The following is a 12808-nucleotide window of genomic DNA, read 5'->3' on the forward strand; positions in this document are numbered from 1 at the left end:
CCGGCGGCGGTGAAGATCGCGGGACGTAGGATCCGGTCCATGACGGCTACACGGATCGGACTGGTGGGGTACGGCTCGGGCGGGCGGATCTTCCACGCTCCCCTGCTCGCGGCGGCGGACGGTGTCGAGTTCGCGGGTGTGGTGACGCGTTCCGCCGAGCGGCGCGCCGAGCTGGCCAAGGGTCACCGGGACGTGCCCGCCTTCGACTCGCTGGCCGATCTCGCCGCGGCGGGCGCCCAGGCCGTCACCATCTCGACCCCGGCCGCCACGCACGCGGCCCTGGCCCGGGAGGCGATCGCCCTCGGGCTGGCCGTGGTGGTGGACAAGCCGTTCGCGCTGGACGCGGAGGCCGCCCGCGAGGTCACCACCCTGGCCGCCGACGCGGGGGTGCTGCTCAGCGTCTATCAGAACCGCCGCTGGGACTCCGACCTGCTGACCCTGCGGCGCCTGATCGGCGAGGGCGCGCTCGGCGAGGTCCGCCGGTTCGAGTCCCGCTTCGAGCGCTGGGCACCGGACCGGGAGCCGCCCGCGGCGGGCGGTGGCACGCTGCTCGACTTCGGCGCGCACCTGGTGGACCAGGCGCACCTGCTCTTCGGCCCGGCCACCCGGGTGTACGCGGAACTGCGCGGCGACGGCGACCTGGACGACGACGTGTTCGTGGCCCTGCACCACGCGAGCGGCGTCGAGTCGCACCTGTGGGGCAGCTGGCGGCAGGCGGCGCCGGGCCCGCGCCTGCGGGTCAGCGGCACGACGGGCGCCTACATCGTCGACGGCATCGACGGCCAGGAAGCGGCGCTCAAGGCCGGCCGCTCCCCCGCCGACCTGGGCGACCGGTGGGGGGCCGAGCCGGAGCACGTGTGGGGACGGCTCTACCGCGGTGCCACGGGCGCGCCGGTCCGCAGTGAGCGCGGCCGGTGGGACACGTACTACCCGGCGTTCGCGGCGGCCGTCCGGGGCGAGGCGCCGGTCCCGGTCGACCCGTGGGACTCCGTCCGCAACATGGACGTGCTGGACGCCGCCCGGATCAGCGCGACCACCGGCGAGACGGTCGGTCTCTAGCGCGGCCGTACGTGCGGGCCCAGGACGCGGGCGGTGGCGAGCGATTCGGCGAAGGTGGCCGGTTCCAGGTCCAGGCCGGCCGGCAGCCAGGCCGGTTCGCCCTGATCGGGATCGGTCGTGGCGGCCAGGATGTCGGCCGGGCTCAGGCCCGCCTGCGCCAGCGCGCGCAGCTCGCGCGGGTTGATCCCCGGCGGTAGCGGGCCGTTGCCCAGGTCGGTGCCGTAGCGGACTTTTCCGCCGTGGCCGAGGAATCGCCGCAGGTTGCCCAGGGCCACGTCCCGCTCGGGCGTCGCGGTGCCCCAGCCGTGGATGTCCAGCGTGCTGATCCAGGTCGTCCGGGCCGCGCTGTCCCGGATCAGGCCGTCGTCGAGGGCCTCGGTCCACGGGGTGTGCGCGAGCACGTCGGCCCCGGCGGCCAGGGCGGCGGCGACCGTGCCCGGTCCCTCCGCGTGCACGACCACCGGCAGCGCGGCCGCGTGGGCCGCCTCGACCACCGCGGCCAGCGTCGCGTCGCTGAGCATCGGGCCACCGGCGTGCGCGGTCACCTTGATCAGCGTCGCGCCGCCGGCCCGCGCCTCGGCGACCGCCTCGGCCGCCTCCGCCGCCGACCGGACCTCACGGCAGCTGCCGGCAGGCGCCCACGACCGGTCACTGGGATAGCCGCCGGGGGCGATCAAAAACGGACCGGCGAAGCGTACGGCGGGGGCACCGCGCGCCGCCTCGGCCGCGACCTTCGCCGGTACGCCGCCCAGGTCCCAGACCGACGAGATCCCGCCGGCCTGCACCGTCGGCAGATCCACCAGCGCGGAGTGCACGTGCGCGTCACACAGCCCCGGCAGCACCGTCCCGGGCAACCGCCGCCGCACCGCCCCGGCCGGCACCTCGGCCACCGGCACGATCTCCCGGCCACCGGACGCCTCGGCGCGGGCGACTGCCCCGGCCTCAGCGACCGCTCCGGCCGCCGTGACCGGCCGGGCCGGGCCCAGCGCCACCCCGGTGCGCAGCCGGCCGTCCCACCACAGCGAGTCCGGGAGCAGCCAGTCCGGGCCCGCCGGACTCACGACTGTTTCTCGAGCAGGGTGCGCAGCACGGCCAGACCCCGGTGCACCTCGGTGAAGCTGGTGCTCAGCGGGGCCGGGCCGATCCGGATGCCGTCCGGGCGCCGGTAGTCCGGGATGACGCCGTTGTCCCAGAGGCTCTCCAGCAACTGCTCGAAGCCGGGACGGCGCAGCGTGACGTGGCCGCCGCGCTGCTCCGGCTCGCGCGGGCTGACCACCTCGACGCCCAGCGGCGCCAGCCATTGGTCGGCCACCTCCAGCACATAGCCGGTGAGCAGCACGGACTTGGCCCGCACGGCCTCGATGCCGGCCTCGGCCAGCATGTCGAGGTTGGCGTGCAGCGGGACCATGGCCAGGATCGGCGGCGTGCCGCTGAGCAGCGCCCGCGCCCCCTCGGCGGGCTCGTGGCCGGGGCCCATCTCGAACGCCGCCCGGTGGCCCATCCAGCCCTGGATCGGCTGCCGCAGCTCACCCTGCAGCCCGCGGCGCAGATAGCCGAAGGCCGGCGCGCCCGGGCCGCCGTTGAGGTACTTGTACGTGCAGCCCACGGCCAGGTCCGCACCCCAGTCGTCGAGGCGCACCGGCACCGAACCGACCGAGTGGCTCAGATCCCACAGCGTCAGCGCGCCCGCGGCGTGCGCGATCCGGTTGATCTCCGCCGCGTCGGCGAGCCAGCCCGACCGGTACGCGACGTGGCTGAACAGCACCAGCGCGGTGTCCCCGTCGACCACCTCGGCGACCTGGGCCGGAGTGATGCCGGTGGCCGGGTCCGTCTCGATCCACACCAGGCTCAGGCCACGCTCGGCGGCGATGCCCTCCAGCACGTACCGGTCGGTGGGGAAGTTGTCGGTGTCCAGCACGACCTTGCGCCGGCCGGGGCGGGCATCGACCGCCGCCCGGGACAGCTTGTAGAGCAGCACCGTCGTGGAGTCGGCCACCACGACCTGGCCGGCGGCGGCACCGAGCGCGACCGCGCCGAGCCGGTCGCCGAGCTGCAGCGGCCACTCCAGCCAGCCGTCAGTCCAGCCGCGGATGAGCCGGCCGGCCCACTGCTCGCGGACGAACTCGTCGAGCAGCTGGGCGGTGGCCCGCAGCGGCCGGCCCAGCGAGTTGCCGTCCAGGTACGAGACGACGTCGAAGCCGTCCGGGGTCAGAAAACGCTCGCGCAGGTGGGCCAGCGGGTCGGCGGCGTCGAGGGCCTCGGCCCGGGCCAGCAGGTCGTCACTCACGCGCCCGCCACGCCGATCTCGGTCCGGACCGCGTACAGCTCCGGGAAGAAGGTCAGATCGAGGGCCTTGCGCAGGAAGTTCACGCCGCTGGAGCCGCCGGTGCCGGCCTTGAAGCCGATCGTGCGTTCCACGGTCTTGAGGTGCCGGAAGCGCCAGAGCTGGAAGTTCTCCTCCAGGTCGACGAACTCCTCGCAGGCCTCGTACGCCTCCCAGTTGGCGTCGGCGTTCTCGTAGATCTTGGTGAACACCGGGACCAGCTCCTCGTGGTACCGGTAGCCCTGCGTCACGTCCCGCTCCAGCAGCGCGACCGGCACGTCGTGACCGTGCCGGGCCAGGTAGCGCAGGAACTCGTCGTAGACGGTCGGCGCCTCGAGCGCGCCCAGCAGCAGCTCCTGCGCCGCCGGATCGTCGTCGAAGATCGCGAGCATCCGGCGGTCCTTGTTGCCGAGCAGGAACTCGACCGCGCGGTACTGGTAGGACTGGAAGCCCGACGAGGTGCCGAGGAAGCTGCGGAACTCGGCGTACTCCGACGGGGTGAGGGTGGCCAGCACCGACCACTGCTCGGTGAGGCAGCGCTGGATGTGCTTGACCCGGGCCAGGCCCTTCAGCGCCGGCCGCAGGTCGTCGGCGGCGAGCTTGCGCTGCACGGCGCGCAGCTCGTGCAGGATCAGCTTCAGCCACAGCTCCGAGGTCTGGTGCTGCAGGATGAACAGCAGCTCGTCGTGGTGCTCCGGGACGCTGACCGGGTGCTGCGCCGAGAGGACCTGGTCGAGCCGCAGATACCGCCCGTACGACATGTTGACCTTGAAGTCGCGGACGATGCCGGCCTCCAGGGGCCGTTGATTCGACGACACGTGCCTGCCCTCCTCAGATGGTTCATCTGAAGGAGATCACACCCGTCAGATGTTGGCGAGGGGACCGTCGGTAAGGATCGGACCCCAGTACACCCACTGACCGTCGTGACGTACGAAGCGGCTGCGCTCGTGCATCTCGCCGGGGCGGCCGGCGTCGCGGTAGTGGGCCCGGAACTCCACCATGCCCTCGGCGTCGAAGAGCCCGCCGCGGCTGGTACCCAGCACCTGCAGCCCGGTCCAGCGCAGGTTCGCATCCGGCTCGACGCCGGCCGGCCGGGTGTCCGGGTGCCAGGACCGCAGCACGTACGCCGCGTCGTCCAGCACGAAGGCGGCGTAGCGCGAGCGCATCAGCCCCTCGGCGGTGGCGCTGGCATGACCGCGGTGCGCCGGGCCGCAGCACTCCCCGTACGGCTGACCGAGCCCACAGGGGCAGGGCAACGCGTCGTCGAAGCCGGTCAGCGTCGTGGTGCGGCGGGATGCGCGTCGGCCCATGCCCTATTCTTGCTCACCCGCGGTGTCGAGCGACCGGTAGTAGCGGATCTTCCCGCGGATGTGCTCCCGCTGCTCGGCCAGCTCGGCCAGGCGCCGCCCGATCTCCCGGTCGTGCTCCTCGAGCAGCTCCACCCGCTCCCGCATGGTCCGCTCGTCGCGGGTCAGGTCGGCGTAGCGGCGCATCTGCGCGATCGGCATGCCGGTGTTGCGCAGGCAGCGCAGGATGCCCAGCCAGGCGATGTCGTCGTCGTCGAAGACCCGCTGCCCGCCTGGGGTACGGGCGATGTCGTCCAGCAGCCCGATCCGTTCGTAGTAGCGCAGCGTGTCGAGGCTGAAGCCGGTCTTGTCGGCGATCTCGCCCGGCGAATAGGTCGGCATAACTTGATTCTGCCCTTGATCTGGAGCGCGCTCCAGGTGGCACCGTGCCGCCATGAGCGAAATCGTCTTGGGGGCCATGCTGTTCGGCACGCGGATCGGCGAGCGTGAGTCGTTCGCCCTGCTGGACCACTTCATCGAGCGCGGTGGCCGGTGGATCGACACCGCGAACAACTACTCCTTCTGGTTGCACGAGAGCGGCCTCGGCGGGCAGAGCGAACAGGTCGTCGGCCGCTGGCTGGCCGCGCGGCCCGGTGTGCGCGACCGGGTACGGATCAGCACCAAGCTCGGCGCGCAGCCCACCGACCCCGTCGTCGGCTTCCCGTCGGCCGAGGGACTGTCCGCGCCGGTGATCCGCCAGGCCACCGAGCAGAGTCTGGCCCGGCTGGGCATCGAGCACCTCGATCTGCTCTGGGCCCACATCGAGGACCGGTCCGTGCCGCTGGACGAGACCGTGGCGGCGTTCGGCGAGCTGGTGACCCGGGGCGTGGTGGGGCGGCTGGGCGCGTCCAACCACCCGGCGTGGCGGGTCGAGCGGGGCCGGCAGCTGGCCGCCGCGCAGGGTGTCGCGGGCTGGACCGCCCTGCAGTTGCGGCACTCGTACCTGCGGCCGCGGCCGGGGGCGGCGTTGCCGGCGTCGGCGCACCGGGTGGTCACCGACGAGGTGCTGGACTTCGTGCGCGGCAACGAGGATGTGGTGCTGTGGGCGTACACGGCGTTGCTGAACGGGGGTTACGTGCTGCCGGAGCGGCTCGACGAGGCGTACGAGCACCGCGGCACCACCCGGCGCCTGGCCGAGCTGGACGCCGTCGCCGCCGAGCTCGGTGCCGGCCGCCACCAGATCGTGCTGTCCTGGCTGCTGGGCGGCAGCCCCGGCGTGTGGCCGATCGTGGGGGCGACCACCGTGGAGCGGCTGGACGAGGCGCTGGACGCGTACGAGATCAAGCTCGACGCCGCCCAGCGCGACCGGCTGGATCGCGCCGCCTGAGGCTCAGCGGCCCTGCCGGTCCAGCACGATCCCGCTGATCACCTGCTGGCACCGGTCGAGTTCCTCGATCAGGCCGCGCATCTCCTCGATCGCCGAGACGGCGTTGCGGGTGTCGCTGCGGATGCCGCCGACCTGCCCGCCGATCTCGCTGGTGGCCACCGCGGTCTCGTTGGCCAGGTCTTTGACCTCGCTGGCGACCACGGCGAAGCCACGGCCGGCCTCGCCCGCCCGGGCCGCCTCGATGGTGGCGTTCAGGGCGAGCAGGTTGGTCTGCTTGGCGATGGTGGCGATGAGCTCGACGACCTTGCCGATCTCGGTGCTGCTGGCCTCCAGCCGCTGGATCACCTCGACGGCGGTCTGCGCCGCGCGGACCGCCGACCGGGTCGCCGTCGCCATGTCGCTGCTGACGTCGGCGAGCCGGTGCGCGGAGCCGGTCGCGGCGCTGTCCGGGTACTGCTCGCCGCTCTGCCAGTCGGTCATCGCGTTCCACCCCTCGCCGGCCCGACCCCCAACATCGCACCCCGTGGTTGCCGTTCGCGGCGAATTCCCGCTATCGGGCCACGGTGGCCGGGCCGCAGCCGGGCATCTCGTAGTCCGCCCGCCACCCGGTGGGCCGCGGTGGCTGATCGCGTCCTTCCCGGCCGGGCTCAGCTCCGCGTCGGCCGGGCGGGCAGGGCGAGGGCGTCGGCCCGGCCACGCGCCGCGAGCCGGGGGTCGGGGTCGCCGGCGAGCCGCAGCGCTGCCCGCCGGCGCGTCACCGGGTCCCGGCCGTTCAGCAGCCGGTAGCCGGCCCGGCGCACCTCGGACCGGCTGTCACCGAGCAACTCCCAGCCCAGGCCGGGAGGCAGCCGCCGGTCGAACGGGCGCAGCGCCAGGGCCGCCTCCCGCACCACAGCCGGGGCCGGGTCACGCACCAACGGCACCACCAGCTCCACCGGTACGGCGCCGAGGTGGCCGAGCGCCCGTACCGCCGCGGCCCGGATCGGCCCCGACGGGTGGCTCAGCAGCGCGACGAGCACCGGGGCGTCGCGGTCGGAGCCGGCCTCGGCCAGCCCGGCCACCGAGCCCGGCGACGGCTCGGTGGTGCGGTAGTACGCGACGACGTCCGTACCGGCGCGGCGGGCGGCGTCCCGGGCGATGGCGCGGATCAGCGGCGCCGGGTCGTCCAGGGCCGCCGCCGCCTCGGCCGCCGGGCCGAGCCGGAGCAGCCCGGTGAGGCCGAGGGCCCGCACCCCGGCCGGCCGCGCGCCGAAGAGCCGTTCCAGCGTGGGCCGGTGCTGCCGCACGACCGCCTGTTCGTAGGCCAGCTGCGCGGCGCGGTTGCGGATCTGCGCGTCGCTCTCCCGCACCGCGAGGTCCGCCAGGGCGGCCAGACCGAGGCGGCCCTGGTGCAGGTCGGCGTCGAAGGCCAGCCGCCGCTGGTCGCGATCGGGGGAAGTGGCCAGCTGCCGCCGCACATCGTCCGGCGCGGCGAGCACGGCGGCGGCGACGAGCACCTGCGCGAAGCGCCCGCGGTAGCGGTCGGTGAGCTTGACCGCCATGGGTACGGCACCCGCCAGATACCGCCCGGGTTGATCGGACAGCAGCCGGGTCAGCGCCGCGCGGGCCGGGTTGCGGACCTGCGGGGCCCAGTCGTCGGCGCGCAGCACGAGCAGAGAAACTAGTTCCGGCAGCGGGCGCGCGGCGATGGCCGCGACGGCACGTTCCCGGACCCTCCCGTCGCGATGCAGCGCGGCGAAGGCGAGCGCGATCGGCGTCCGGCGGCCCTTGGCGAACCGCTCCAGCAGCATCTCGAACGCCGGTGCCGGGCGGTCCGCGTACCGCGAGGTGATCCGGCGGATGCTTTCGTCGAGACGCAGCAGCAGCCGCGGCCGGCCGCCCAGCCGGGCGAGAGCCGTCCGGGCCGCGAACTCATCGTCACGCGAGTCCGCCTGCGCGAGCAGGTCGACCAGGCGCAGCAGCGCCTCGTCGTCGTAGGCGGGCGTCTCGAGCGCGGCGGTCAGGGCATCGGTCACCGGGCCATGGTGTCAATCGCGGCGCTGATCAGCGCGGCAATATCAGCGGCAGCCGGGCCCCGGGGATGCGCGTGTTGCAACGGTGAACTGACAGGATCCGCAAGACCGGTCAGCGGTTCGTCCAGCCCTGCAAGGTCCAGTACAGGTTTTGCAAAGCGCTGACGTAGGATTCCGGAGTGACCAAACGTCTCGCCGAAGTGGCGAAGAAGGCCGGCGTCAGTGAGGCGACCGTCAGCCGGGTGCTCAACGGCCGCAGCGGCGTGTCCGAGGCGACCCGCGCATCCGTGCTGACGGCCCTCGATGTGCTGGGCTACGAGCGGCCCACCAAGCTGCGCGGTGAGCGCGGCCGGCTGGTCGGCCTGGTGCTGCCCGAGCTGCAGAATCCGATCTTCCCGGCGCTGGCCGAGGTGGTGACCGCGTCGCTGGCCCAGCGCGGTTTCACCCCGGCCCTGTGCGCCCGCACCATCGGCGGTGTGCCCGAGCGCGACTACATCGAGATGCTGCTGGACCACCAGGTGTCCGGTGTGGTCTTCGCCGGCGGCTCGTACGCGCTGGCCAACGCCGAGCACGGGCACTACCGCCAGCTGCTGGACCGGCGGATGCCGGTCGTGATGGTCAACGGCGGCGTGGACGATCTCGGCTTCCCGCACATCTCCACCGACGACGCCGTGGCGGTGGAGCAGGCCTTCGGGCATCTGCGCTCGCTCGGGCACGAGCGGATCGGCATGGTGATGGGCCCGGAGGACCACGTGCCGTCGCGCCGCAAGCTGGCCGCGGTCAAGGAGGTCGCCCAGTGGACCGGCCCTGCGGCGCAGTGGCCGGTCGAGCGGACCAACTTCTCGATGGAGAGTGCCCGGCTGGCCGCGACCCGGCTGATCCAGCGCGGCGTCACCGCGCTGATCTGCGCCAGCGACGTGCTGGCCCTGGGTTCGATCCGGGCGGCCCGCCGGCTCGGCCTGGACGTGCCGCGCGACGTGTCGGTGGTGGGCTTCGACGACAGCGTGCTGATGACCTGCACCGACCCGCCGCTGACCACGGTGCGGCAGCCGATCGAGCTGATGGGCCAGGCCGCCGTGGACGTCCTGGTGAACCAGATCGAGGGCGCCGCGGCCACCGCGGATGAGCTGCTCTTCGAGCCGGAGCTCGTGGTGCGTGGGTCGACCGGTCCGGTGCCGGTGCGGACCGGCTGACCAGCACATTCATCGACATCATCAGGGCGGGCCCGGCGGGCCCGCCCTTCTTTGTGCCCTGGCCCACATCCGTCGAGTTTTTTCTGTTGTTGGTTCACTTCTTGCGGGACACCGTTGGACTTTGTATCGTCACCTCCACGAAACAACGCACCGATGAGTGAACCCCCTTAGGCGCGCACCCCACCCCCAGGAAGGGGTCTATTTCCCATGTTCAGAACCAGGCTGCGCAGTGCCCTCGGGCTGCTGCTCGTCGCCGGGGTCGCGATGTCCGCCGCCGCGTGCGGCGACAGTGACGACACCTCCGCGGCGACCAAGGACGGCAAGGTCACGCTGGTGGTCAACGGCCTTCCGCCGGCCACCGAGAAGGCCACCCACGAGCGGTTCCTCGCCAACGTGGCCGAGTTCGAGAAGGCCAACCCGAACATCAAGATCGACGCCCGCGAGGGCAAGATGGACCCGCAGACGTTCCCGGCCAAGCTCGCCGGCGGCCAGCTCGAGGACGTCTTCTACGTCTACTTCACCGACCCGGCCAGCCTGATCGCCAAGCGCCAGGTGTCGGACATCAGCAAGTACCTCAAGGACTTCCCGGTCACCTCGCAGATCAAGCCCGAGGTGCTGCGGGTCTTCCAGGACGAGGGCGGCAAGACGTACGGGCTGCCGTACAAGAACTACTCGATGGGCCTGCTCTACAACCGGGACCTGTTCACCAAAGCCGGCCTGGACCCGAACAGCCCGCCGAAGACCTGGGCCGACGTGCGCACCGCGGCCAAGAAGATCGCCGGTCTGGGCAACGGCACGGTCGGCTACGGCGACTACAGCAAGAACAACACCGGCGGCTGGCACTTCACCACCGAGCTGTATTCGCTCGGCGGCGAGATGGCGGTCAACAACGGTGGCACCTGGAAGGCCGCGTTCAACAGCCCCCAGGGCAAGCAGGTCCTGCAGCAGCTCAAGGACATGCGCTGGACCGACAACTCGATGGGCCAGAAGCAGTTGCTGGAGTGGGCCGACCTGCTGCAGCAGATGGGCTCGGGCAAGCTCGGCATGTACCTGGCGACCGCCGACAACATCCCGACCATCGTCAACCAGTACAAGGGTAAGTACGCGACCTACGGCCTGGGCCCGATCCCGGACGGCAAGGGCACGCTGGGCGGTGGCGAGGGCTACATGTTCAAGGCCGGGCTGAGCCCAGAGAAGATCAACGCCGGCCTCAAGTGGCTGACCTTCTGGTTCACCTCGGCCGAGCGCTTCGAGGCCGAGAACAAGTGGTCGAGCGAGACCGACCAGCCGGTCGGCCTGCCCGAGCCGGCGATCTTCACCGGCGCGGCGGCGCAGACCCAGGCCGCGGCCGACAAGAAGTACGCCAACGTCCCGCAGGAGAACTACGCCGCGTTCGTGGCCGCCATGCCGACCATCCCGGTGAAGCTCGAGCCGCCGAACGCCCAGCAGATCTACGCGGCGCTGGACGTGGCCATGCAGAAGGTCCTCACCGACAGGAACGCCGACGTCAACAAGCTGCTCACCGACGCGGAGACCCAGGCCAACTCCATCCTGGCCGGCGTCAAGTAACCCGAACGGGCCGCCGGTGGGGCATCCGCCGGCGGCCCGGTAAAGCGGACAAGGAGAGAAGATGGCGGTTCTGACGGCGGCCGAGGTGCGGGAATCCCGCACGGCCCGCCTGCGCCGGAAGATCCAGGACAACCTGCTGGCGTACGCCTTCATGGCGGCGGGGCTGCTGTGCTTCGCCTTCTTCTCCTGGTACCCGCTGGTGCGGGGCGTGATCCTCAGTTTCCAGCAGAACAACTTCGTCGTCCCGCCGTACTGGGTGGGCCTGGAGAACTACCGGGCGCTCTTCGACGACCCGCTGTTCTACACGGCCTGGAAGAACACCCTGCTGTTCACCGGGCTGGCGCTGGTCTTCGGTTTCGTCCTGCCGTTCTTCATCGCGGTGCTGCTCAACGAGTTCCGCCACTTCAGCGGCTTCTTCCGGATCCTGGTCTACCTGCCCGTGATGCTGCCGCCGATCGTGGCGGTGCTGCTCTGGCGCTACTTCTACGACCCCGGCAACGGCTTGTTCAACTCGCTGCTGCGCAGTGTGGGTCTGCCGGAGTCACAGTGGACGCAGTCGTCCAGCACCGCGATGATCTCGCTGGTCCTGGTGTCGACGTGGGCCAACCTCGGTGGCGCGACGCTGATGTATCTGGCCGCGTTGCAGGGCATCCAGGGCGAGCTCTACGAGGCGGCCGAGCTCGACGGCGCGAGCGTCTGGCAGCGGTTGCGGCACGTCACGCTCCCGCAGATGCGCTTCATCATGCTGGTCCTGCTGCTGCTGCAGATCATCGCGACGATGCAGGTCTTCATCGAACCGTTCGCGCTGACCGGCACCTCCAATCCCGACACCATCACCGTGCTCGTGCTCGTCTACCGCTACGCCTTCACGGTCAACCAGGACTTCGGCCTCGCGGCCGCGATGAGCATGCTGCTCTTCGTGGTGCTGGGCGCCTTCTCGGCGCTCTACCTGCGGCTGACCCGGACTGCGGACTGAGGGGAACCCCGATGACACTGACCGCTCCGCCGCAGACCCCGATCGGCGGCGTCACCCCGGCGCCGGCCCCGCCGCGCCGCAAGCGCAGGCTGGCCGGCACCAACCCGGCCACCCGCACGCTGATCTCCAGCGTCGACCTGCAACGCCACCGCGGCCTCTACTTCACCGTGCTGGGCCTGACGATCACCGTGTTCGTCCTGGTCTTCCTGGTCCCGCTGTACTGGATGTTCGCCAGTGCGGTGAAGTCGCCGGCCGAGTACGCCCTGAGCACCCCCACCTTCATCCCGAACTCCTGGCACCCGGAGAACTACGCGACCGCGTGGGACAACATGCGCATCGCCAAGTACTTCACCAACACGGTGCTGTACGCCGCCGGCGGCTGGCTCATCGCGCTGATCTTCGACGTCGGGGTCGCGTACGCCCTCAGCAAGCTCAAGCCGATCTTCGGCAAGATCCTGCTCGGCGCGGTCCTGGCCAGTCTGATGCTGCCGGCCTCGGCCCTGCTGGTCCCGGCCTACCTCACGGTCGTCGACGTGCCGCTGGTGCACGTCAACCTGCTCAACACACCCTGGGCCCTGTGGTTGCCGGCCGCCGCCAACGCGTTCAACGTCTACGTGCTCAAGCGGTTCTTCGACCAGATCCCCGACGACCTGCTCGACGCGGCGTCGATCGACGGCGCGGGCAAGCTGCGCCAGCTCTGGTCCATCATGCTGCCGCTGTCACGGCCGGTGCTCGGCGTGGTCTCGATCTTCATCATCATCGCGCTCTGGAAGGACTTCCTCTGGCCGCTGCTGGTGCTGCCCGAGCCGGACGCGCAGACGCTGAGCGTGGCGCTGAGCCGGCTGGCCAACACCAGCCAGGTGCCGCCGACCGAGTTCATGGCCGGGCTGGCCATCGCGAGCGTACCCATGATCGTCGTTTTCCTGATCTTCCAGCGCAGCATCATCGGCGGACTCTCCGCGGGCTCGATGAAGGGCTGATCCCCACCCGGTCCCCCAGGCGG

Annotated in this window: 13 protein-coding genes; 6 read left to right on the forward strand and 7 right to left on the reverse strand. The window is 71.7% G+C overall.

Going from position 1 to position 12808, the window contains the following annotated elements:
• The first annotated feature begins 39 nt into the window (after positions 1–39).
• Positions 40–1059, forward strand: a complete 1020-nt coding sequence (locus tag Aau02nite_RS24990) for a Gfo/Idh/MocA family protein (RefSeq protein ID WP_212991001.1) — start codon at positions 40–42, stop codon at positions 1057–1059.
• On the opposite strand, the gene Aau02nite_RS24995 is transcribed toward Aau02nite_RS24990, so the two are convergent.
• The 5 genes from Aau02nite_RS24995 to Aau02nite_RS25015 are packed head-to-tail and all read right to left on the reverse strand — an operon-like array spanning position 1056 to position 5070.
• Entirely contained in the window at positions 1056–2120 is a 1065-nt protein-coding gene (locus Aau02nite_RS24995) for an amidohydrolase family protein (protein WP_246595420.1), read from the reverse strand. The genes Aau02nite_RS24990 and Aau02nite_RS24995 overlap by 4 nt on opposite strands.
• A complete protein-coding gene (kynU, locus tag Aau02nite_RS25000) occupies positions 2117–3346 on the reverse strand; it encodes a kynureninase (protein ID WP_212991002.1) in 1230 nt (409 codons plus the stop codon). The genes Aau02nite_RS24995 and kynU overlap by 4 nt, the downstream gene beginning before the upstream one ends.
• On the reverse strand, positions 3343–4200 hold the full coding sequence (gene kynA, locus Aau02nite_RS25005) for a tryptophan 2,3-dioxygenase (RefSeq protein WP_212991003.1): 858 nt from the start codon (positions 4198–4200) through the stop codon (positions 3343–3345). The genes kynU and kynA overlap by 4 nt, the downstream gene beginning before the upstream one ends.
• 45 nt (positions 4201–4245) lie before the next feature.
• Entirely contained in the window at positions 4246–4692 is a 447-nt protein-coding gene (locus Aau02nite_RS25010) for a YchJ family protein (RefSeq protein WP_212991004.1), read from the reverse strand.
• A 3-nt stretch (positions 4693–4695) separates the two neighbouring features.
• On the reverse strand, positions 4696–5070 hold the full coding sequence (locus tag Aau02nite_RS25015; protein WP_212991005.1) for a MerR family transcriptional regulator: 375 nt from the start codon (positions 5068–5070) through the stop codon (positions 4696–4698).
• A 52-nt stretch (positions 5071–5122) separates the two neighbouring features.
• Between Aau02nite_RS25015 and Aau02nite_RS25020 the strand changes: the two genes are divergently transcribed.
• The gene (locus tag Aau02nite_RS25020) at positions 5123–6055 is read left to right on the forward strand and encodes an aldo/keto reductase (protein WP_212991006.1); all 933 of its coding nucleotides are present in this window, start codon (positions 5123–5125) and stop codon (positions 6053–6055) included.
• A 3-nt stretch (positions 6056–6058) separates the two neighbouring features.
• Here the strand turns inward: Aau02nite_RS25020 and Aau02nite_RS47465 are convergent, their stop codons facing one another.
• Both Aau02nite_RS47465 and Aau02nite_RS25030 read right to left on the reverse strand, forming a co-directional pair.
• The gene (locus Aau02nite_RS47465) at positions 6059–6535 is read right to left on the reverse strand and encodes a methyl-accepting chemotaxis protein (RefSeq protein ID WP_212991007.1); all 477 of its coding nucleotides are present in this window, start codon (positions 6533–6535) and stop codon (positions 6059–6061) included.
• Between the two features lie 167 nt (positions 6536–6702).
• The gene (locus Aau02nite_RS25030; RefSeq protein ID WP_212991008.1) at positions 6703–8070 is read right to left on the reverse strand and encodes a HEAT repeat domain-containing protein; all 1368 of its coding nucleotides are present in this window, start codon (positions 8068–8070) and stop codon (positions 6703–6705) included.
• 176 nt (positions 8071–8246) lie between these two features.
• Here Aau02nite_RS25030 and Aau02nite_RS25035 point away from each other — a divergent pair, with 176 nt between their 5' ends.
• From Aau02nite_RS25035 to Aau02nite_RS25050, 4 genes are all read left to right on the forward strand, one after another.
• Positions 8247–9260, forward strand: a complete 1014-nt coding sequence (locus Aau02nite_RS25035; RefSeq protein ID WP_212991009.1) for a LacI family DNA-binding transcriptional regulator — start codon at positions 8247–8249, stop codon at positions 9258–9260.
• 207 nt (positions 9261–9467) lie between these two features.
• Positions 9468–10829 (forward strand): ABC transporter substrate-binding protein, encoded by a 1362-nt coding sequence (locus tag Aau02nite_RS25040; RefSeq protein ID WP_212991010.1) that lies wholly within the window; start codon positions 9468–9470, stop codon positions 10827–10829.
• A gap of 61 nt (positions 10830–10890) precedes the next feature.
• On the forward strand, positions 10891–11805 hold the full coding sequence (locus Aau02nite_RS25045; protein WP_212991011.1) for a carbohydrate ABC transporter permease: 915 nt from the start codon (positions 10891–10893) through the stop codon (positions 11803–11805).
• An 11-nt stretch (positions 11806–11816) separates the two neighbouring features.
• On the forward strand, positions 11817–12785 hold the full coding sequence (locus Aau02nite_RS25050; protein WP_212991012.1) for a carbohydrate ABC transporter permease: 969 nt from the start codon (positions 11817–11819) through the stop codon (positions 12783–12785).
• Positions 12786–12808 lie beyond the last annotated feature (23 nt).

The organism is Actinoplanes auranticolor (assembly GCF_018332655.1).
GTDB lineage: Bacteria > Actinomycetota > Actinomycetes > Mycobacteriales > Micromonosporaceae > Actinoplanes > Actinoplanes auranticolor.